The sequence below is a fragment of the Lysobacterales bacterium genome, from assembly GCA_019634735.1.
Taxonomy (GTDB): domain Bacteria; phylum Pseudomonadota; class Gammaproteobacteria; order Xanthomonadales; family UBA2363; genus Pseudofulvimonas.
This window is the reverse complement of record JAHCAT010000017.1, coordinates 69,608-91,059: the sequence shown is the minus strand read 5'-3', so window position 1 is coordinate 91,059 and position 21,452 is coordinate 69,608. Positions and strand designations below refer to the sequence as shown.

Below are 21,452 nucleotides of genomic sequence, written 5' to 3'. Positions count from 1 at the left end.
AAAGACGTTGAAGGGCGTGGCGCCGGCGGCGCAGTCGCCCGGGGCCGGCTGGGTGGTGAAGCTGAACACCGTCGAGTTGCCGCCGTTGCCGCAGACATTGGCCGCTCGGGCACGCCACCAGTAGGTGGTGTTGGAGGCCAGGGGTGCGGCCACCGCGATGCTGGTGCCGTTGCTGACGTTGCCGGTGAACACGATGGTGTTGAAGGCGGCGTCGCTGGCCACTTCGACCACGTAGTCGACGCCCTGGGTTGCCGCACCCCAGGTCAGGGTGGGCTGCAGAATGACGTTGGTGGCGTTGTTGGCGGGGCTGACCAGTGCCGGTGCGCTGGGCGCCGCCGTGGCGATGTTGAGCACCACGTCGGTGGTCTTGGTGATGGCGCCGGACGTGCCCTGCACGGTGACCGTGTTGGCCCCCGGCGCGACACCCGCATTCGCCGTCAGTGCCAGGGCCGAGCTGCCCGGCGGATTGACCGAAGCCGGCGTCAGCGAGCCGGTGATGCCGGTCGGCAGCGCCGGGTTGAAGGACAGCGCAACCGGGTTGGTGAAGCCCGACACCGAACCAACGGTGACCTGGATCGGCGGCGCGTTGGCCGGCGGGCTGGCCGCGCAGATCGAGGCCTGCGCCAGCGAGGTCGCCAAGGTGAAGCTGGGCTCGCCGCACGCGGCGTGCCGGAAGCTGGCGATGCGGGTGTTGTTGGTGGTGCCGGCCGGACCCATGTACTCGCCGGTGAACCAGAAGGTGCAACCGTCGACCGGATCGACGCCCATCTGGTGGTAGTCGCCCCAGCGGTCGGCGCCCTGGTTGCGCTCGCCGTCGACGATGTTGGCTTCGCCGGTGGTCATGACGCCCAGCGGATCGGACGCCAGGCGGCCGATGTAGCGCAGGCCCGCGAAGATGCCCGGGTTCTGGCGCACGACGCTGTAGGCCATCGCGATGTTGCCCGCCGAGTCGATACCCGAACCGGCCATCCAGCGGTCGATGTTGCCGCCCGCGTCGGCCGGCGCATAGGTGCCTTCCTGGTGGAGTTGCCAGGCGGTGTTGGCGGTGCTGCCGGAACGGCGCAGTTCGAACCAGCGGATCGCGCCACGGATCTGCGGATCGGTCAGGGTGTTGGTGACAAGGTTGCCGACCAGCGACTCATGGCTGCCGAAGTTGCGGTACATCAGCACGTTCATGACCGGCTCGCGCAGCGGATCCAGGCGCTGGCCTGATGGCTGGGCGAAGGCGTTGAACGCGGTCAGGCCGTTCATGCGCGAATTGAACTCGGCGACCGGCACCTGGAACACCGGAGTCAGCGTGCCAACCGGCGGATTCGGCGCCCAGTTCATGCTGAGCTGCCACAGCTCCAGGAAATCCTGTGCCGGGTTGTTGCTGCCGGCGTTGTGCGCCTCGTCGTCGCGGTGGCGCATGAAGATGCCCGGGGCGTTCGCCGGAGGCGGGGTGTCGCCGACGAAGTGGGCCGGCGTCAGCAACTGGAAGCTGAAGCCGGCCAGGTTGGGCACGGTCAGGCGCACGAAGCGCGCCGGCTGCCCGGACAGCATCTGGGTGCGCTCGAAGGCGTAGACCGGACGGGAGCCGGCGGTGCCGCTCTCGTTCGCCGTGACGTAGTAGGCATCGGGCCAGACACCGTACTTCGGATAGTCCGGGAACGACGGCATCACGAAGGTGTAGCGGAACCAGTTGCCGCTGGCCGTGTTGGCCGCGTCGGCATTGGCGCTGACGTAGACGCACAGGGCGCGACCCGCCTGCGGCGAGAACTCGGTCAGCACCCAGCGATTGGCGATGCTGTCGAACAGGACGATGGGATCACCCAGGCCCGAGTTGCAGGGATTGGTGCCCTGCAGCGTGGTGGTCAGGATGAAGTTGGCCTGCATCGTACCGGTGACCTTGTCGAACACGCGCACCCGGGTGCCGCCCGAGGCGTTGACCGCCTGGACGTACTGGGTGGTGCCGATGTCGCCGGTGGGATCGGGCGGGAAGGTGGTACCCGGCGCGCCCTCGTAGTTCTGCAGCGGCGTCGTGAAGCTGCCGCCACGGCCGCCGGCGTTCTCGGCGTCGAAGGCCTGCTGGCGCTCGACCAGCGGATCGGCCTGCGGCTCGTTGACGGGCATCCGCGCGTTGGCGGCGAGCACCTGCGGGTCGGCCCAGTGCTGGCGCGGGATTTCGCGCACCGGGTCGCCCGGTTGCCATTCCAGGCCGATCGGGTCGTTGTGGACGTCGATCGACAGGACTTCGGGGTACACCGTGCCGAGGAATTCGGAGGTGCTGGCTGCGACAGGCGACTTGGCCGCGCCCGGATTGTCTACGTCCTGGGAGGCCGTGACCGGCGCACTCAGAAACACGGCCGCGGCAATGCCGCCGGCCAACAGGCTTTTTACGAGATTCACGACCCCTCCCGGGAGTGCTGGACAGTTACAGGAAGTGCAGTGATAGCACAGCGGCGGCCTGCGCAACAGTGACCGCGCTCACCGTGGTCGCACATCGGCTGGCCGGAGCCGGGTTTCCGGCTCCGATGCCGCGCCCCAGGGGCGCCCTCCCTTGCGCCGTCCTGATTGGCGTCGTGTCTCCGCCCGCTGCCAGGCAGCTTTACGTAGTGCGACGACACCGCACGTCTCCCCTCCCCCGCCTGCGGGGGAGGGGCGGGGGAGAGGGCTGCCTGGGCCAGCGCGCGCCGCTGGGCCAGCAACGATGCAGATCATGGCAAGTGCCGGCCCTCTCCCCCGGCCCCTCTCCCACAGGGAGAGGGGAGCACAGCGCGATCCGCTTACCGAACACCGGGTCCTGGTCCTTGGTCCCCGATCCTGAACTGAGACACGACGCTAATCAGGTCTCCCACAGGGAGAGGGGAGCACAGCGCGCTCCGCTTACCGAACACCGGGTCCTGGTCCTTGGTCCCCGATCCTGGGCTGAGACACGACGCTAATCAGGTTGTGCCGTCAGGCTTCGCTTCCGGGGCACCTGCCGGTTTCGGGCCTCGCGCCCCGGACCAGCCGGCCGGGTTTCGCTCCCTGCCCGGCCGACAGCAGGGCCGCATGATCTACCGACCGGCACGCAGGGGTGACCGCGATCGGGCTCGGCCCACGCGCGGCAGGGTTGCGAAGCTCCCGAGCCAGGGGGCGACATCGGCCGGCGCCAGCCTGGCGGCCCGCTGAAGTCGACCGTGCCGATCGCGCTTCGGTTCGCCCTCCCGGCGCAACACTGGACGGGCCCAGTACAGGTCGACCTCATCGGCAGCCGCGGCGGCGGGCGACCTGCCATGACCGGAGCCGGCAAGCCGAATCTCACCCGCCTCTCAGGGGCGCCGCACCGTCAGTCCCTGGAGCAGGATGTCGGCGCCGCTCTCGATGCGCAGCGGCAGGCTGGCGTCGCCGATGCGGTGTCGCGCCTGCCAACGGCCGTTCGCATCCTGGACGATGCTGTCGACGTCGAAGTCCGCACGGATGCCGTCGACGGCATCGGCCTGCAGGTCGATGGGCGCGAACAGGGGCACGTCGACCAGCACGCCGGCGCCACCCACCAGCCTGACAGGTCCGCGCCAGTCCGCGCTCATCGTCCAGGCACGCACCTGGCCCTCCCGGGTTTCCAGGTCCATCGCACCGCGCGCCGCAACCGTGATGCCGCCGCTGCGGCTGCGCGCCGTCACCTCATCATCGATACGTCGCACGACGATCGCGCCGAAATCGGTGCGCAGATCCAGCCGCAGGCCGGGCGGCACGAACGCGTAAAGGTCGACGCGCCCAAGGCGAGGATTGGCCGGCGTCTCCGGATCGTGCTCCGCGTAGCGTACCCGGAGGCCCTGGCGGCCCTCGGCCTCGAACCAGTCCAGCCGGGCGATCCGAGGCACCTCGCCGATGCGCTGCTCGGCCCCCTGGATGGCCAGCGCACCGGCCGACGTCTGGCGCACATGGATCTCGCCGTAGGGATTGTCCAGCACCAGGGTGTGCACGCCTTCACCGAGCTTGCGCTCGTCGCGGAAGCGCTCGATGGTGAACGGCGGGGACTCGGCGGCTGGCTGGCGAGGCGCCTGCGTGGCGCAGGCGGTCAGCAGGCCGGCGAGCAGGGCCGGCAGGACGAATCCGAGGGTGGCAACGCGCATAAAGACTCCCGTGTCGATTGCTTGCAGGCGCCCATGCTAACCCGACCGGCCACGCCGGCCGGTCGGCACAGGCTTCAGGATCGTCGCTGGCGCGGCGCGCGGCCGCGTGCCGGCGACCGTCCGGGCCTGACCTGGCCCGCCGCGCCGCAGGCGACAACCCCCGGATCGATCAGGCCAGCAGGCTGGCCAGCGCCGCCAGCGCCAGCAGGCTCAGCCACACCACCAGCACCCGGCGAATGACGGCCAGGGCATCGCGCAGGACCGGGGCGGCATCCAGGCTGCCCGGCTCGCCGTCGGGCGGGAGTTCGCTCTCGCCCGCCTCGGCCAGGTCGGCACGAACGGCGGTGCGAGCTGCGGCCGGCACCAGGCCGGGATCGATGGCCAGCGCGCCGCCGGCGGCTGCGGCGCGCGCCTTCCAGGTGGTCAGCACCTGGTCGAAATCGGTGGCGACGGCCAAGGCCAGCACCATGAGCTGGGCCACCGGCCAGTCGAGCAGGTCGCGCAGGCGACCCGCGGCCGCACGCTGCTCCGCCGTCAGCGACTCGATATCGCCATCGGCGGCGAGTTGCAGCAGCCGGTAGCCCACGGCGCCGACGGCGCCCAGGATCACGAACCACAGCAAGGGACCGAACCAGCGCTTCTGGGCCGCCGCCGCCACCATGCCTGCGGCATCGCCGGGCTGGGCCGGGGGCGTTGCGGCCAGGCGAGTGGCGGCCTGGGCGGGCTGCTCGGCGGGCGGCGTGGCGGCGATCCGCTCGACATCGCGATCGAGATCGCGCGGCCCCCAGACGTAGAACAGGGCGGCCGCGCCGAACAACAGCAGCAGCAGCGCCGGTACGCCCGGATTGGCCAGCAGGCCCTGGACCAGCAGGACGACCAGCAAGGGCAGGCCAAGCACGGCCCAGAGCAGGCCCGGTCCCGACCAGGACCGCTCGGGCAGCAGGCGCCGGGCGCGCTCCGCCCACGCCGGCAGCCAGTCGAAACGACGCACCCGGGTGAACTCCGGCGCGTAGTGGCTGAGCGCCAGCACGACGAGGATCGCGATCAGGGTCTGGGTCATGATCCGGAATTCCGGGGTGATCGGCCGGATTCTAGCCCGGATGCTTCACGAGGACGCGGCACTTGGCGAGCGGGCGCGCGCTCCCGGTGCGGGGCGGTGGCTCGATGACCGAGCGCTGCTCATCGGCACCAGGTCGGGAAGACCGCGGGAGCAGACCGAGCTGCCGCACGAGGATCGCCTGCCGCACTTTCGGCTGCCTGGCGTGTCCGGACACGCGCCGGCCAGGCGAGGCGACAGGGCCGGCGGTCCGGCTTGCGCCCCAGGATCCGGAAGATCGGGACGGCCGGCTGGCCGACGGTGTCAGGCAGCCAGGGCGGCATCCGGCGGCGCGGTCGCCCGCCCGCCACTCGCACGGGCCCGCAGCAGGCGGCCGACGCGCAACTGGAACAGCACCTTGGTGACCAGCAGGCGCTCCTCGATGGGTTTCTCGACCAGGTCGTTGGCGCCGGCGCGCAGCAGGGCCGACTGGTTGTCCGGATTCTCGTCGCCGGTCATCACCAGGATCGGCAGGCGGTCGCGGCCCCAGCCCAGCTGGCCCCGCACCTGCGCAAGCAGGTCGTGTCCGGTCATTCCGCCCTTGAGGTAGACGTCGGTCAGCAGCAGGTCGCAGGCCGGCATGCCGGTGCGTGCGCGGTCGGTCTCCAGAAGGGCCAGAGCGTCCTCGACGCTGGTGACGTGGTGCACCTTGAGGCCGTGCCGCTCCAGCATGCGGCGCGTGGCCATGGCGACCACGCGGCTGTCCTCGATGTACAGGACCTGGCCGCCGGTCGGGTCGGGTCCGCCGACATGGCCGGAAATGAATGCGGACAGCGCCTCGTAGCCCAGCGACTTGTCGAAGTAGTCGGTGATGTCGTCGCCCAGCGAGCGTTCCAGCAGGCGCTCCTGGACGTCGCCGCTGACCGCGACGATCGGCATGAAGGGCTGGCCGGGCAGGGCGCGCACCTGGGCCGCCAGGGCCTGGCCGTCCATGTCGGGAAGCCGCAGCGCGGTGATCACCAGGTCGACCGGGCCGGCATCCAGCGCCTGCAGGGCCTCGGCGCCGGTCCCGCAGGCGACCACCTCGGCGGCGGGCACATCGCGGGCCAGCACCTTGCCGATCATCATGCGCACCACCTTGGACCCGTCCACCACGAGGATGCGCGGGTGGTCGCCGGTGACATGGACGGCTGGACGTGGACTGGTCATGGTGTCTGCGTGCCCGGTCTGGCAGTGGGACGGCCAAGACTACGCCCGGCAGGACGGGCGGGACCGTGCGCGAAAGCACACTTGCGGGAAATCCGGGTCGGCATGCCCCGTCCGGGGGGCGGTCCGACGCAGGCAGGCACGGCCGGCCCCGTACCTGCGCCGGCACGGCAGGGGCGTTGCGGCCCGGCCGCCGGTCGCACGGTCAGGCGATCAGCCCGGCACCGACCAGTCGATCGCCGGCATTCCGTGCGCCTGCAGCCAGGCATTGCAACGGGAAAAGTGCCGGCAGCCGAAGAAGCCGCGGTGCGCCGACAGCGGCGAGGGATGCGGCGCCCTGAGCACCAGGTGACGACGGCTGTCCACCAGGCGGCCCTTGGCCCGAGCCGGCGCCCCCCAAAGCATGAACACCAGGTGCTCGCGCTGCTCGTCCAGGCGCGCGATCACGGCATCGGTGAACTGTTCCCAGCCGCGTCCCTGGTGGGCGCCGGCCCGGCCGCGCTCGACGGTCAGCACGGCATTGAGCAGCAGGACGCCCTGGCGCGCCCAGTGCATCAGACAGCCCTGCCCGGACGGCGCGATACCCAGGTCGCCGTGCACCTCGGCCAGGATGTTGCGCAGGGACGGTGGCACCGGCACGCGCGGCGGTACCGAGAAGCACAGGCCATGCGCCTGGCCGGGGCCGTGATAGGGGTCCTGGCCCAGGATGACCACACGGACCGCCTCGAACGGCGTCGCGTCGAAGGCCGCGAAGATCTGCCCGGGCGGCGGATACACCGTCTTGCCGGCGGCCAGTTCGCTGCGCAGGAAGCTGCGCAGGGAAATCATCTGCTCGGTCTCGAACAGGGGCGCCAGCTCGCGCTTCCAGCCCGGCTCGAGGCGAAGGCGGTCGGTGGCTGCGGCCGCCGTGTTCATGCGCCGCCTTCCAGATCCGGCTCGATCAGACAGGCCAGCCAGGCCCCGGCGGCACCGAGCAGGGCGGCCAGCACCGGTGCCGCGGCCAGCCAGGGGTCGGGGCGCGTCGCAGGCGTCAGGCCGAACGCCTGATAGAGCGCCGCCAGCGCCGGCTGCAGCCAGAGCTGCAACGCCAGCGCCAGCGCCACGGCCAGCAGCCCGGCAAGGAATCCGTAGGTCAGGCCGAGGTACAGGTAGGGTCGCCGCAGATCCGCCTCGCTGGCACCGAACACGCGCTGCAGGCTGCGCTCCACCGCACCCTCCAGGCGCAGGGTGCGCACGGCGCCCGCCGCCAGCAGCAGCGCCGCCAGCGCCACCAGGGCGGCAAGCGCCAGCAGCACGGCGCGGGACGCGCGCAGGACGGCGTCCGCGCGCTGCTGCCATTCGTGTTCGTCGGCGAGCAGCTCGACCTCGGCGCGCTGCCGCCACTCTGGCGCCAGGGCGGCCGCCGCCGCGCGATCGACCGGCTCCACGGTCAGCAGCCAGGGCAGGGGATTGTCCGGCAGCGCGGCCAGCGCCTCGGCGCTGCCGGCGACGTGCCCCAGCTCGGCCAGCCCCTGTTGCGGGCTGACCGTGTCGACCGCGGCGACGCGCGGATCGGCGGCCAGCTCGCGCACCAGGGCCTGGGCGCCGCTGGCGTCGATCGCCGGGGCCAGGAACAGGTTCAGGGTGCGGGCGCCGGCCAGCGGCTCGCCGAGCTGCCGGAACTGGTCCAGCCCGGCACGCAGCAGCAGCAGGGCCAGCAGCGCCAGCGCCAGCAGCGCGATCGCGAAGCCGTGCGCCAACGGCCGCGCGCGAAGTTGCGCCCAGGCGCCGCGCCGGGCCTGGCGGTGCTTGTGGCGCAGGCGGCGCAGCGGGGCGGCCATGTCAGGCACCCTCCTCCGGCCGGAAGTCGTCGACCAGGCGCCCCTGGTCCAGCACCAGCACGCGCTTGCGAAGCTGCCTGATCAGGTGCAGGTCGTGGCTGGCCACCAGCACCGTGGTGCCGTGGCTGCCGAGCCGCTCGAACAGGGCCATGACCTCGCTCGACAGTTGCGGGTCGAGGTTGCCGGTCGGCTCGTCGGCCAGCACCAGGGCCGGCCGGTGGACGATCGCACGGGCGATGCCGACGCGCTGCTGCTCGCCGCCGGACAGGGCGTCCGGCGCGCTGCGGGCGCGCGCACCCAGGCCGACCAGGTCGAGCGCGGCGCGCACCCGCTTGTCGACCTCGCCATCGCTGGCGCCGGCGATGCGCAGCGGCAGGGCGACGTTTTCGGCGACGCTCAGCGCCGGCAGCAGGCGGTGGTCCTGGAACACCACGCCGATGCGCCGGCGCAGCGCCGGCCGCTGGCGACGGCGCAGCCGCGCCGGCTCGCAGTCCAGCACGCGCAGGCTGCCGCGGCTGGGCAGCATCAGGCAGGCGAGCAGGCGCACCAGGGTGCTCTTGCCGGCGCCGGAGCGACCAGTGACGAACACCATCTCGCCGGCCTCGACCGCGAAGTCCAGGTCGCTCAGGGCGTCGCGGCCGCCCGGATAGCGCAGGTGCAGGGAACGGGCTTCGATCACGGTCACGGACTTGGGCATCCGGGGGCGCAGGCGGCGGGCGGCCGCGACGGTAGCATGGCCGGCGCGCGCACCGGTTCGCCAGCACCCGCCCACCCTGCGTATGATCCGGACCTGTCAGGACAGACGGCCACAGCGACCGGGCGATGCGCAGACCAATCCAACCGATCCCGCCGGCCTGCGGACGCGGGGTCCGGCCATGACGGCAGCTGCGCCGGGCGCCATTGCCGACGACGGCGACGCGCTCCGCTTCTGCAGCACCTGCGCCTTTTCCAGCGCCTGCCTGTCGCAGGGCTACGACAAGTCGGCCCTGGCCGAACTGCATTGTCTGGTCGAGCACATCGGCCCGTTCCGCCCGGGCGAACGCATCTTCGCCGAAGGCGAACCCTTCAATGCGATCGCCGCGGTGCGGGCCGGCACCGTGAAGACCAGCGTGATCGACGCCGACGGCGGCGAGCAGGTGCACGGCTTCTTCCTGCCCGGCGAGGTGATCGGCCTGGGCGCGATCCACGCCGAGCGCTATCCCTGCAATGCGGTGGCGCTGGACACCGTGATGCTGTGCCGGTTCTCCTTCCCGATGATGGCGACCCTTGCGCAACGCATGCCGGGGCTGCAGGCGCAGCTGTTCCGCCTGCTCAGCCAGGACATCGGCAAGGCCACGCTGATGGCCGGCGACCACAGCGCCGACGAGCGCCTGGCCGCGTTCCTGGTCAGCCTGTCGCGGCGCTGGGGCGAGCGTGGCTTTTCGTCACGGCGCTTCACGCTGGCGATGGCGCGGGCCGACATCGGCAACTACCTGCGCCTGGCCTCCGAAACCGTCAGCAGGGTGCTGCGCCGGCTCCAGGACGACGGCGTGCTGGCCGTGCACGGCCGGGACGTCGAGATCCTCGATGCCGGGCGACTGGACGCGCTGGCGAGGACCGTCCTGCGCGACTGAAACCCCCCGGGTCGCACGACGACGATCTCCGCAGCGGCTGACCTGGATCAGTGCCGCCCGGCCGGGTCCGGCACAGCATGGCGCCGTTCCCATCCGGAGATCCGCGTCATGACCACCCGCAAGCTCTGGGCCGGCCTGGCTGCGCTGCTGGCCGTCTCGTTCGCCGTCCTGCTATGGATCGGCACCGAGATCCACCGGCAGATGCCACCGCTGCCTGCCCAGGTCGTCACCGACAACGGCGACCTCGTCCTCACCCGCGACGACATCCAGACCGGTCGCCAGGTCTGGCAGTCGATAGGCGGCCACCAGCTGGGCTCGATCTGGGGCCACGGCAGCTACGTGGCACCCGACTGGACCGCCGACTGGCTGCAGCGCGAGGCCCGTGCCTGGCTCGACCTGATGGCCCGCGAGCGCGGCGCCGAGGGCTACGACGCGCTGGACACCGAGGTCCAGGCCAGCCTGCGCGCCCGCCTGCAGTCGCGCATGCGGGTGAACGGCTACGACGCGGCCACCGACACCCTCGTGATCCCGGCCGCCCGGGCCGAGGCGATGGCCCAGGTGCGCCGCCACTACACCGACCTGTTCGGCGACGAACCGGCCATGGTCGACCTGCGCCGCGCCTACGCGATGAAGAACGGCACCGTGGCCGACCCCGGACACCGCGAGCAGCTCGCCGCCTTCGTCTGGTGGAGCGCCTGGTCGGCGGTGACGCCGCGGCCCGGCCAGGAGATCACCTACACGGCGAACTGGCCGTACGACCCGGTGGTCGGCAACGAGCCGCCGCCGCACCTGCTGATGTGGACGGTGTTCAGCGTGCTGTTCCTGATCGCCGGAATCGCCCTGCTGGGCTGGTACTACGCCACCCAGCGCGAGGACCTGGGCCATCCGGCTCCGGTCACCGACCCGCTGGCCAGCATCAAGGTGACCCCCTCGATGCGCGCCACCGCCAAGTATTTCTGGGTGGTGATCGCCCTGTTCCTGGTCCAGATCCTGCTCGGCGCCCTGACCGCCCACTACCAGGTCGAGGGCCACGACTTCTATGGCATCGCCCTGTCCGAGTACCTGCCGTACTCGCTGACCCGCACATGGCACACCCAGCTGGCCGTGCTGTGGATCGCCACCGCCTGGCTGGGCATGGGCCTGTACATCGGCCCGGCGATCTCCGGCCACGAGCCGCGCTTCCAGCGCCTGGGCGTCAACGTGCTCTGGGTGTGCCTGCTGGTGATCGTGGTCGGCGCCTTCGCCGGCCAGTGGTTCGCGGTCATGCAGAAGCTCGGACTGCAGCACAACTTCTGGTTCGGCCACCAGGGCTGGGAGTACGTCGACATCGGCCGCTTCTGGCAGTGGTTCCTGTTCGCCGGCCTGGGCATCTGGCTGGTCCTGGTCGGCCGCTGTCTGGTGCCGGCGATCCGCAAGGGCGGCGAGATGCGCTCGATCACCGCCCTGCTGTTCCTGTCCACCGTGGCGATCGGTCTTTTCTACGGCGCCGGCCTGATGTGGGGCGAGCACACCCACCTGTCCCTGGTCGAGTACTGGCGCTGGTGGGTGGTGCACCTGTGGGTGGAGGGCTTCTTCGAGGTCTTCGCCACCGCGGTGATCGCCTTCCTGTTCGCCAAGCTGGGGCTGATCCGCGCCGGCCTGGCGACCGTGGCGGTGCTGTTCGCCACCATCGTGTTCATGGCCGGTGGCGTGCTGGGCACCCTGCACCACCTGTACTTCACCGGCACGCCGACCGCGGTCATCGCCCTGGGCGCCAGCTTCTCGGCGCTGGAGGTGGTGCCGCTGGCGCTGATCGGCTTCGAGGCCTACCACCAGTGGTCGCTGCGCCGCGCAACGCCCTGGATGGCCCGCTACAAGTGGCCGATCATGTTCTTCGTGGCGGTCGCCTTCTGGAACCTGGTCGGCGCCGGCCTGTTCGGCTTCCTTATCAACCCGCCGCTGCCGCTGTACTACATGCAGGGCCTCAATCTGACCCCGCTGCACGGCCACACCGCCCTGTTCGGCGTCTACGGCATGCTCGGCATCGGTCTGATGCTGTTCTGCCTGCGCGGCATGAAGCCCCACGCGGTGTGGAACGAGGGCCTGCTGCGCACCTCGTTCTGGGCGCTGAACATCGGCCTGTCGCTGATGGCCCTGCTGACCCTGTTGCCGATGGGGATCATCCAGCTCGGCGCTGCGCTCGAGCACGGCTACTGGTATGCGCGTTCGGCGGACCTGATGCAGCAGCCGATCATCCAGCTGCTGGTCTGGATGCGGGTGCCGGGCGATGTGATCTTCAGCATCGGGGCCCTGGCGCTCGCCGTGTTCGTGGCGCGGTTGTGGCTGCCCGGCCGGGCCAAGGCGGCCGAGGCGCCGGCGGCGGCGCTGCCCGCCGAAACCCACTGATCGTCGTCCCGTGCGGGCGCAGGGGGCGGCTCCGGCCGCCCCTCTGCGTCTGGAGGACCGTCTGCCGCATCCGGGTCCGGGACTGCGCAGGCACCATGCGCTCAGCAGGTAGCGGGGCCCACCGAAGGGACCCGTTAGCGTCGTGTCTCAGCTCAGGATCGGGGACCCAAGACCCAAATCCGATGTTCCGTGAGCGCAGCGCGCTGTGCTCCCCTCTCCCTGTGGGAGAGGGGCCGGGGGAGAGGGTCGGGGCTGGCCATGATCTGCATCGTTGCCGACCCAGCGGCCCGCCCTGGCTGGGGCGGCCTTCTCCCCCGCCCCTCCCGCGCATGCGGGGGAGGGGAGAAGTGCGGTGCCGTCGCATCGGCGATACGCCGCCTGGCAGTGGACTGAGACACCACGCCAATCAGATCTTGGGAAGGGGAGAAGTGCGGTGCCGTCGCACTGGCGACGCGCTGCCCGGCAGTGGGCTGAGTCACGACGCCGATCAGGCCGGAGGGACGGGCGCCGGATCAAGCCCATGAAGCATCCGGGTGCCCGGCGCGGCCGACCGGACGTTGTCGGAAAAGCCTCGATAGAGCACCGAGACCGCCGCACCCTGGCTGCCGGCCAGCCGCGCGCGCACCGTATCGAATGGGGTCAGCGCCACCTGGTGCGCCCCCTTGTCCACGACCAGGACCGACTCCTCCCGACCCGCGAACCGCTGGTACTCGCCGCCGTGCTCGCGCAGGCCGACCTCCAGCACGTAGCAGCCGATGATGTTGGCAAGCGCCCTGGCATCGCCCGCACTCAGTTGCGCGATCTGGGGCGCCGCGGCCGCGAGGAACCGGTCGACCACCGCCAGGCTGTCGGGCGTGAAGTCCCAGGCGCCGGGCACCCGGCCCTGCAGGCGCTGCACCGCGAGCTCGGCGTTGTGTCGGATCGGATCGGTCAAGGCGTTCTCCCTGGGGGGTCGGTGCGATCGCGGGTACGGCGCACGGGCAACAGCCGCCGTCGTCAGAGGGGGCGCGCAGCATAGCGGCACACTGGGCCCGCGGCGCTGGCCCGCCTACTCGCCACGCCCGGCCTGCGCAGGCGACACCGGACCATAACCTGGCGGCGTCGGACCCTTGCCGATGGCACACTCCCCGCGGCGCGGTGTGGCGCAGGCCGGGAGCACGGGTATGGCAGAGCAGGACTGGCAGGCGATGGCGCGGTGGTTCGACACCCTGGTCGAGCTGTCGCCCGCGCAGCGCGAGCAGCGCCTGAAGTCCCTGCACGACGCCGACCCGGCACTGGCCGGCCAGGTACGGCGCCTGCTGGCGGCCGACCAGGGCGACGACGGACCGCTCGACCGCGCCGTCGTCGAGGCGGTGCCCGAGGTGGCGTCGGGCGACACCCGACCGGCGCTGATGCCCGGCGATACCGTGGGACCCTGGCGACTGGTCGCAGCGATCGGCGAGGGCGGCATGGGCGAGGTCTGGCGCGCCCGTCGCGACGACGGCGCGTTCCAGCGCGAGGTCGCCGTCAAGCTGCTCAAGCGCGGCCTGGATACCGAGGCGCTGCTGCGCCGCTTCCGGCAGGAGCGCGACATCCTGGCGCGGCTCGACCACCCCGGCATCGTGCGCCTGCTGGACGCCGGCACCACCGCCGACGGCCGGCCCTGGTACGCCATGGAGCAGGTCGATGGCCTGCCGCTGCGCGAGCATGCCGCCCACCAGGGCCTGGACGTGCGCGAGCGGGTCGCGCTGGTGGCGCGCATCGCCGATGCGGTCGCCTACGCCCATGCCCACCTGGTGGTGCACCGCGATCTCAAGCCGTCGAACGTGCTGGTCGACGCGACGGGCCAGCCGCGCCTGCTCGACTTCGGCATCGCCAAGCTGCTGGAACCCACCGCCGGCCAGACCCTGACCGGCACCGGCATGCACGTGCTCTCGCCCGCCTACGCGGCACCCGAGCAGGTGCTGGGCCAGCCGGTCGGCACAGCGGCCGATGTCTATGGTCTGGCGGTGCTGCTGTTCGAACTGCTCACCGGGCAGTTGCCGCACCGGCGGCAATCGCGCGACCTGGCCGCGCTGGCCGCCGAGGTCGGCAGCGACGTCCCGACCGCACCGGCCAGCGAGGTGCTGCGCCGGGCCAGCGGCGAGTCCCTGACCACCGTGTACGGACCGCAGGCCGACACCGTACGTCTGTCCCGCGAGGTGCGCGGCGACCTGGACCTGATCCTGGCCATGGCCTTGCGCCCGGAGCCCGCGCGCCGGCACGCCACTGCCGCCGCCTTCGCAGAGGACCTGCGCGCCTGGCTGGCGGGCCGGCCGGTGCGCGCCAAGGCTGACAGTGCCGGCTATCGGGCGCGCCGTTTCCTGCGCCGCAATGCCGTGGCGGTCGCTGCTGCCGGCGCGGTGCTGGCGGCCCTGCTGGTCGGCCTGGGCGGCGCGCTGTGGCAGGCCGGCATCGCCCGTGCCGAGGCGGCGCGTGCCGAGGCCCAGGCCGAGCAGGCGCGCAACCAGGCCCGACGCGCCCAGGCGACCCGCGACTTCGTGGTGACGGCGTTCGAGGAGCTGATTCCGACCGAGTCCGCCGGCGGCGTCCAGCTCAGCCTGGCCGACTTCATCCGCGCCGCCCTGGCGCGCCTGGACCCGGCGCTGGCCGACGCCCCCGAGTCCCGCCTGGAGCTTCGCGAGGTGCTGGCCACCGCCCTGCAGGAGCTTGGCCACCTCGACGAGGCCCGCGAGGCCCTGCTGCAGCTGGAGCGCGAGCTCGACGCGCACCCGCAGGTCGGCGATGCCGCGATGCGCGGCTCGGTGCTGCACATGATCGGCGTGAACCTGCTGCGCACAGGACAGCTCGACCAGGCCCTGGGCTACAGCCGGCGCGCGCTGGACCTGCTGGACGCCGTGGAGGCGCCGACCCCGGAGATCGCCAGGGTGCGCCAGAACGCCCGCACCGGGCTGGCCAGCGAAGCGTTGACGCGCGGCCGCTACCACGAGGTGGTGGCGCACTACGAGGCGATGATCGAGGACGAGGCGCGGATCAGCGGCGGCCTGGGCGCCGACGCCGCGGTGCTGTTCGTCAACCTGTGCACGACCCGCGCCAATCTGGGGCAACACGCGCAGGCGATCGCCGACTGCGAGCGCGCCGACGCCCTGCTGGCCACCCGCCCGGAGGCCGCGGCTGCCCGCCAGGTCTGGGTCGACAACGCTCTGGGCCACGCGCTGGTCGCAGCAGGCCGCCACGACGAGGCGGTGGACCGGCTCACAGCCACCCTGGCGGAGGCCACCGCGCGCCTGGGCGAATCGCACACGATGACCGGCACGGTGATGGGCAACCTGGCGACCGCGCACTCCGGCCGCGGCGACCGCGCGCAGGCACTGGCGCTGATCGAACGCTACGGCACCCTGGTCGAGGCCGGTGCCGTGGATCCGCGCCGGCGCGCTCCGGCTGCCGCCCTGCGCGGCCGCGTCCTGCTGGAGAACGGCCGGGTCGACCAGGCCGAGCCGCTGCTGCGCCAGGCCCTGGCGGACGCCGGCTCGATCGGCATCGGCGACAGCGCGACCATCCTGCGCAGCCGCCGCCTGCTGGCCGGCATCGAACAGGCGCGCGGCAACCCGGCCGCGGCCGCAGAGCTGCTCGACCAGGCCATCGCAGGATTCGCGCGCGTCGGCCTGGACCGCCACGAGGAGCTGGCCCGCAGCCTGCGCGCCCGCGCCGCGCTGCTGCGCGAGGCCGGCGACGAAGACGGCGCGCGCCATCTTGAAGCGCGCGCCGTGGCCGCCGGCCACCTTGCCCAGGACACGTCCGACGCCCGGCCCTGAACCGCGGGGACGGTCCGGTCCGGCCCGCGCGCTCGCCCTCCAGCCCGCCGCGCGGCCGGGCGCCTGGGCACTGGGGATGTTTCCGCCGCGCGACGGCCGGCCCGCGCGATGATCCCCGGCCCGCGGTCGCTGCGTAGGTGCCAGTGTGGGGTCGGGACCGTCCCGCCCCCCTGACCTGTAGGAGACGCCCCATGAAGACGCTGCTGCTCACCACCAGCCTGCTGCTGGTCCTTGCCGGTCCGGCGCTGGCCGGCACCCTTCCCGCCAGCGACCTCGCCGGCGCCCCACAGGCCGGGCTCCAGGCCAACGGCATCAAGCTGCAGGGGTTCAAGATCAACGGCATCAACCTGCAGGGCTTCCGGGTCAATGGCGTGAAGTTCCAGGGCATGCGCATCAACGGGACCAAGTTCCAGGGCATGCGCATCAACGGAAACAAGTTCCAGGGCCGCTCCAGCCAGGGCGCCACGGCTGCGGGCGAACCGCAGTTGAGCGGCCTGCCCCAGGGCCGGGTGCGGGTCTCCGGGCTGCGCTGAGGCGATGCGACGACCGGCCCTCGCGCTGCTGCTGGCGGCCGGCCTGCCGGTCGTCCAGGCGATGGACGTCGACCTGGTGGTCGCCGGCGCCGAGCTGAGCCTGGTCGCCGGCGAGCGCCGGCTGGCCGGCGCCGACCTGGTCGGGCTGGACATCGACCTGCCCGGGCTGGGCACCCTGCGCATCGACGGCGCCCGGCCGGACGCGCAGGCCCGCTTCCCGGGACTGTGGCTTTACCAGGCGCGCCTGCGCGCACCCGGCCGACGCCGCTTCCAGCCGTTCTGCACGCCCGACCCCGAGGGCGAGACCGACGTGGTGTTCTTCCAGGGCACCGTGGACGAGGCGCAGCGCTACCTGCCCGACCGCGATCGCTTCAGCCTGAGCTGCGTCAGCGGCGTGCAGGCCAAGTGCCTGCGCTGGGGCTATGAACCCTGGCGGACCGCACCCGCCACCGGGCAGCCCCTGCAGCCGCACTTCGAGGCCTGCATGCGCGCCGCCCGCGCCGACTACTGCGGCGACGGCGAATCGGCCACCCGCGACGGCACCCTGATCGACATCTACGACCGCGACGGCGTGCAGGCACCGGAACAGGACGCGCCCGGGCTGGCGTTCGAGGCCGGATGGCGCCCGGACGGCGCCACCTGCGTCAACCACACCCGGATCGCCGAGCTGCTCGATGTCGACACCCTGCAGCGCCATTGCCCGCGGCTGACCGGCGCCGAGGCCTGCGACGAAGCCACGGCGCAGGCGCAGGGCGCCGTGCTGTTCGTGCGCTCGCGGGCCGGCAATCCGCCGTCCGCCGACTGACGGCCTGACCACGCCGGTCGGACATCGACGACCGGTGCGGCAACCGTACAAGCGGCAGATCAGAGGGGGCCCAGGTCCGCGTCAGGCCGGACGGACGCCTGCCGCGGCGGTCGGGACTGCCGTCCATCGACAGACCACTGACTCCTGGGTGGTCCCGGAAAACAGATCCTTCCTGCCAGCCCACTGCAGCACAGCACTCTTCCCCGTCCGGGCCCGCCGAAGCACATCACTCCTCGCACTCGAACTCGCTGCGCCACCGCACCCCGCCCCCTCGAACTCGCCGCGGCACCGCACCCCGCCCTCTCGAACTCGCCGCGGCGCCGCACTGCTCCCCTCCCCCGCCTGCGGGGGAGGGGCGGGGGAGAGGGCCGCCCCAGCCAGCGCGTGCCGCTGGACCGGCAACGATGCAGACCATGGCAGGCGACGGCCCGCTCCCCAGGCGCCTCGTCCATGAGGAAGAGAAAAGCGCGCGCAGCCCCAAGCCACTTTCCCCGGCGATGCGCCTGGGCGCACGGGCGACCACCACGCGCTGACCTGGATCAAGGCACCGACCCTGCCGCGACGGCGACACTGCCGCCATGGCCACCACCCATCCTCTCGATCGGCCGCTGCCGGCCCTGCTGACCGCCGCGCCGCACCGCCTGCTGTTCCTGGTGGGCGCCGTCAACGTGCTGGCCGGCATGGCCTGGTGGACCGCCTGGCTGCTGGCGCTGCGCTTCCAGCTCTGGGCCCTGCCGCAGCCGCCGATACCGGCCGGCTGGGGCCATGCCCTGGTGATGGGCTTCCAGGTGTTCACGCCCTTCATCTTCGGTTTCCTGCTGACCGTGTTCCCGCGCTGGCTGGGGCAGCCGCCGCTGTCGCGCTGGCACTACGTGCCGGTCGGCGCCGGGTTGTTCGGCGGCCAGCTGCTGGTACTGGCGGGCCTGTGGGGCCACCCGCACCTGCTGCACCTCGGCGTGCTGGTCACCCTGGCCGGCTGGATCGCCGGACTGGTGGTACTGGCGGGGGTGCTGCGCCGCGCCCGCGCACCCGACTGGCACGCCCGCAGCATGCTCCTGGCGCTGTCGCTGGGGCTGGCCGGGCTGCTCTGCTTCGCTGCCTGGCTGCATGCCCAGCGGCATGGCCTGCTGGCCTTCGCGGCGTTCAAGCTGGCCATGCTCGGCTTCCTGCTGCCGGTCTACCTGACCGTGGCGCATCGCATGCTGCCGTTCTTCGCCAGCTGCGTGCTGTCCGGCTACCGACCGTGGAAGCCGCTGTGGCTGCTGGCCGCGCTGTGGCTGCTGGTCGCCGCCCTGCTCGCGCTGGAACTGGCCCATGCCTACGCCTGGCTGTGGCTGGCCAGCCTGCCGCTGACCGTGCTGTGTCTGGCCTGGCTGCTGCGCATCTGGCCGGCCGGACCGATGCCCGGCCTGCTGCGCGTGCTCTTCCTCGGCATGGCCTGGCTGCCGATGGCGTTCGCCCTGTACACCGCACAGTCGCTGGTGATGGCCTTCACCGGCGAGTTCGTGCTCGTTCGCGCGCCGGTGCACGCCCTGGCGGTGGGCTTCTTCGGTTCGCTGCTGGTGGCGATGGTGACCCGGGTCAGCCAGGGTCATTCCGGCCGGCCGCTGCGAATGCCGGCGGTGGCCCGGGTGGCGTTCGCGATGGTGCAGCTCACCGCCGTGGCACGCATCGCCGCCGAACTGGCGGTCGACACCTGGGCCTGGCAGGCCTGGGCGGCGCTGGCCTGGCTGCTGGCCTTTGCGCCCTGGGTGCTGCGTGGCCTGTACCTGTGGCTGACGCCGCGCGCCGACGGCGCGCCGGGTTGAGTGCGGCGAGATGATCGAGTTCTATCCGCAGATCAAGGCGGTGCACATCGCCGCAGTGTTCGCCAGCGTCGGCCTGTTCGCGCTGCGCGGCAGCGCCCTGCTGGCCGGGATGCGCTGGCCGCGCCGCGATCCGATGCGCTGGCTGAGCTGGAGCATCGACAGCGTGCTGCTGACGGCTGCGCTGATGCTGCTGGTGGTGTTGCCGCGCGAGCTGTTCGCCAACCACTGGCTGAGCGTCAAACTGGGCCTGCTGGTGCTCTACGTGGCGATCGGCCACCGCGCCCTGGCCGCGGCGCTGCCGGCCGGCCGCCGCCTGCCCTGGCTGCTCGCCGCGCTGGCGTGCTTCGCCTGCATGTACCTGGTCGCCCGCGCCCACCATCCGCTCGGGCCCTGGCTGCTGCTGCGGCCATGAGCGACCCGCTGCTGCACCCCTGCTTCCTGGGTCCGTACGGCGAGAACGACGCCCTGCTCGAGAAGCTGGTCGTCGAGTTCCTGCGCGACCACGTCTACTGGCGGCGCAACCTGCACCCGGAGGACCCGCCGGCGATCCCGACCGGCGCCGACCGCCAGCCGGCGTTCCAGGCCTTCGAGGCGCGCATGCGCCGCGAGCTGCACACGCTGTCGGCGGCGCTGAAGCGCTCGGTGCCCTTCCACAGTCCGCGCTACCTGGGCCACATGGTCTCCGATCTGCTGCTGCCAGGCCTGGCTGCCTGGTGGCTGACCCTGCCCTACAACCCGAACAACGTCAGCGAGGAGGCCGCGCCGGTCACCATCGACCTGGAGCTCAAGGCGGGACTGCAGCTGGCGGCCATGCTCGGTTTCGGCGCCGATCCGGCGCAGCCCGGCTGCGCCTACGGCCACCTGTGCTCGGGCGGCACCGTCGCGAACTTCCAGGGCCTGCGCCTGGCGCTGGCGCTGAAGGCGTTCCCGGTGGCGCTGCGCGCCGCGGCACCGCCCCTGCCCGGCCTGCCCGACGACGACCGCGCCGCCTTCAACCTGGCGCCGGCGCGCTCGATCGCCCTGCTGGCGGCATGGCAGGGCTTCCTGCGCGACCTGTCGCCGCCCGAACGGCGGCGCTGGCGCGGTCGCCTGGAGAGCGAGCGCCTGGAACAGCTCGGTCTGGCCGGCTTCCTCGCCAGGCACCCGGCGCTCACTGCGCCCGTGGTGCTGGCGCCGGTCACCGCGCACTACTCCTGGAGCAAGGGCGTCAAGCTTCTGGGCCTGGGCCGCGATCAGCTGCTCACCGTGCCGGAGACCGGCATGCGCCTGGACCTCGATGCGCTCGACGATCTGCTGTCGCGCCTGCACCGCCACGGCCAGGACGTATTGATTGTGGTGCCGGTGCTTGGCAGCACCGAGTTCGGCACGGTCGACCCGGTCGATGGCGTGGTCGCCGCGCGCGAACGCTGGGCGGCACGGGGGCTGGGTTTTTCGGTGCACGTCGATGGCGCCTGGGGCGGCTACCTGGCCAGCCTGTTCCGCGAACCCGAAGGCGGAATGCGGCCGCTGGTGGCCATGCAGGCCGAGCACGACGGCTTCCCCTCGCCAGACGTACATGCCGCCTACGCGGCGATCGGCCAGGCCGATTCGGTGACCGTCGATCCGCACAAGCTCGGCTACATCCCCTACGGTGCCGGCGCCTTCGTGGCGCGCGACCGCCGCGCCATGCCCCTGCTCGGCGAATCCGCCGACTACGTGTTCGACGGCGACGAGGACGACCCCGCCGTGCAGGCGCGCCAGCTCGGCCGCTACCTGCTGGAGGGCAGCAAGTCCGGCGCCGCGGCGGCCGCGGTCTACGTCAGCCATCGGGTGCTGCCGCTCGACCACCGGCACTTCGGCCGCCTGCTCGCCCAGGGCGTGTTCGCGGCCCGGCAGTTCCGGGCCGCCGCCAACCGCTTCGCCGAAGGCATGGCCGGGCGGCTGCGCGTGTGCGTTCCGTTCGAGCCGGACAGCAACCTGGTGACGCTGGCGCTGAACCCGGCCGGCAACCGCGAGGTGGCGGCGATGAACCGCTTCGTGCGCGCGCTCTACGAGCGGCTGCGCGTCGACACCGATGCGCCGGTGCAGGGGCGCGCCTTCTTCGGCTCGATCACCACCCTGCGCCCCGACGCCCTGGGCCGCGCCGACACCGGCCGGGTACTCGATGCGCTGGATCTGGACCCGGCCAGCCTGGGCCGCGGCGACGACGACCGCCTGGTCATCCTCCGCCACACCCTGATGAACCCGTACGTGATCGACGAGGAAAACGGCATCAGCTACATCGACCGCTACTTCGATCATCTGGCCGGCCTGGCGACGGCGCTGGCGCCGGGCTGAGCCGCCCGACGGCGGCTGACCTGGATCAAGGCGACGGCG

At 72.3% G+C, this 21,452-nt stretch carries 16 protein-coding genes; 8 read left to right on the top strand and 8 right to left on the bottom strand.

Features of this window, described 5'->3' with window-relative positions; genetic code table 11:
• The 7 genes from KF823_14875 to ftsE form a co-directional block, all read right to left on the bottom strand.
• A partial coding sequence (locus tag KF823_14875; protein MBX3727191.1) for a fibronectin type III domain-containing protein occupies positions 1–2,388 on the bottom strand: 2,388 nt, incomplete at its 3' end.
• 905 nt (positions 2,389–3,293) lie between these two features.
• Positions 3,294–4,097 carry a hypothetical protein gene (locus KF823_14870; protein MBX3727190.1) on the bottom strand — a complete coding sequence of 268 codons (804 nt, stop codon included), beginning with the start codon at positions 4,095–4,097 and terminating at the stop codon, positions 3,294–3,296.
• A 169-nt stretch (positions 4,098–4,266) separates the two neighbouring features.
• Entirely contained in the window at positions 4,267–5,157 is an 891-nt protein-coding gene (locus KF823_14865) for a hypothetical protein (protein ID MBX3727189.1), read from the bottom strand.
• 300 nt (positions 5,158–5,457) lie between these two features.
• Positions 5,458–6,342, bottom strand: coding sequence for a response regulator (locus KF823_14860; GenBank protein MBX3727188.1), 885 nt, complete (start codon positions 6,340–6,342; stop codon positions 5,458–5,460).
• Between the two features lie 210 nt (positions 6,343–6,552).
• Positions 6,553–7,254 carry a uracil-DNA glycosylase gene (gene ung / locus KF823_14855; GenBank protein MBX3727187.1) on the bottom strand — a complete coding sequence of 234 codons (702 nt, stop codon included), beginning with the start codon at positions 7,252–7,254 and terminating at the stop codon, positions 6,553–6,555.
• The gene (locus tag KF823_14850; protein MBX3727186.1) at positions 7,251–8,159 is read right to left on the bottom strand and encodes a permease-like cell division protein FtsX; all 909 of its coding nucleotides are present in this window, start codon (positions 8,157–8,159) and stop codon (positions 7,251–7,253) included. The genes ung and KF823_14850 overlap by 4 nt, the downstream gene beginning before the upstream one ends.
• 1 nt (position 8,160) lies before the next feature.
• Positions 8,161–8,844, bottom strand: coding sequence for a cell division ATP-binding protein FtsE (gene ftsE / locus KF823_14845; GenBank protein ID MBX3727185.1), 684 nt, complete (start codon positions 8,842–8,844; stop codon positions 8,161–8,163).
• A 190-nt stretch (positions 8,845–9,034) separates the two neighbouring features.
• On the opposite strand from ftsE, the gene KF823_14840 reads away from it, so the two are divergent.
• Both KF823_14840 and KF823_14835 read left to right on the top strand, forming a co-directional pair.
• On the top strand, positions 9,035–9,772 hold the full coding sequence (locus KF823_14840; protein MBX3727184.1) for a helix-turn-helix domain-containing protein: 738 nt from the start codon (positions 9,035–9,037) through the stop codon (positions 9,770–9,772).
• A 108-nt stretch (positions 9,773–9,880) separates the two neighbouring features.
• Positions 9,881–12,157: a nitric-oxide reductase large subunit gene (locus tag KF823_14835; GenBank protein MBX3727183.1), complete on the top strand. Its 2,277-nt coding sequence runs from the start codon at positions 9,881–9,883 to the stop codon at positions 12,155–12,157.
• A 487-nt stretch (positions 12,158–12,644) separates the two neighbouring features.
• Here KF823_14835 and KF823_14830 read toward each other — a convergent pair whose 3' ends face one another.
• The gene (locus KF823_14830) at positions 12,645–13,091 is read right to left on the bottom strand and encodes a hypothetical protein (protein MBX3727182.1); all 447 of its coding nucleotides are present in this window, start codon (positions 13,089–13,091) and stop codon (positions 12,645–12,647) included.
• Between the two features lie 229 nt (positions 13,092–13,320).
• On the opposite strand from KF823_14830, the gene KF823_14825 reads away from it, so the two are divergent.
• The 6 genes from KF823_14825 (at position 13,321) to KF823_14800 (ending at position 21,413) form a co-directional block, all read left to right on the top strand.
• On the top strand, positions 13,321–15,951 hold the full coding sequence (locus KF823_14825; protein MBX3727181.1) for a protein kinase: 2,631 nt from the start codon (positions 13,321–13,323) through the stop codon (positions 15,949–15,951).
• A 191-nt stretch (positions 15,952–16,142) separates the two neighbouring features.
• Positions 16,143–16,484, top strand: a complete 342-nt coding sequence (locus tag KF823_14820; protein MBX3727180.1) for a hypothetical protein — start codon at positions 16,143–16,145, stop codon at positions 16,482–16,484.
• Between the two features lie 4 nt (positions 16,485–16,488).
• Positions 16,489–17,289, top strand: a complete 801-nt coding sequence (locus tag KF823_14815; GenBank protein MBX3727179.1) for a hypothetical protein — start codon at positions 16,489–16,491, stop codon at positions 17,287–17,289.
• A 578-nt stretch (positions 17,290–17,867) separates the two neighbouring features.
• On the top strand, positions 17,868–19,097 hold the full coding sequence (locus KF823_14810) for an NnrS family protein (GenBank protein ID MBX3727178.1): 1,230 nt from the start codon (positions 17,868–17,870) through the stop codon (positions 19,095–19,097).
• Between the two features lie 10 nt (positions 19,098–19,107).
• On the top strand, positions 19,108–19,509 hold the full coding sequence (locus tag KF823_14805; protein MBX3727177.1) for a SirB2 family protein: 402 nt from the start codon (positions 19,108–19,110) through the stop codon (positions 19,507–19,509).
• Complete coding sequence (locus tag KF823_14800; protein MBX3727176.1) at positions 19,506–21,413, top strand: pyridoxal-dependent decarboxylase; 1,908 nt, start codon at positions 19,506–19,508, stop codon at positions 21,411–21,413. The genes KF823_14805 and KF823_14800 overlap by 4 nt, the downstream gene beginning before the upstream one ends.
• Positions 21,414–21,452 lie beyond the last annotated feature (39 nt).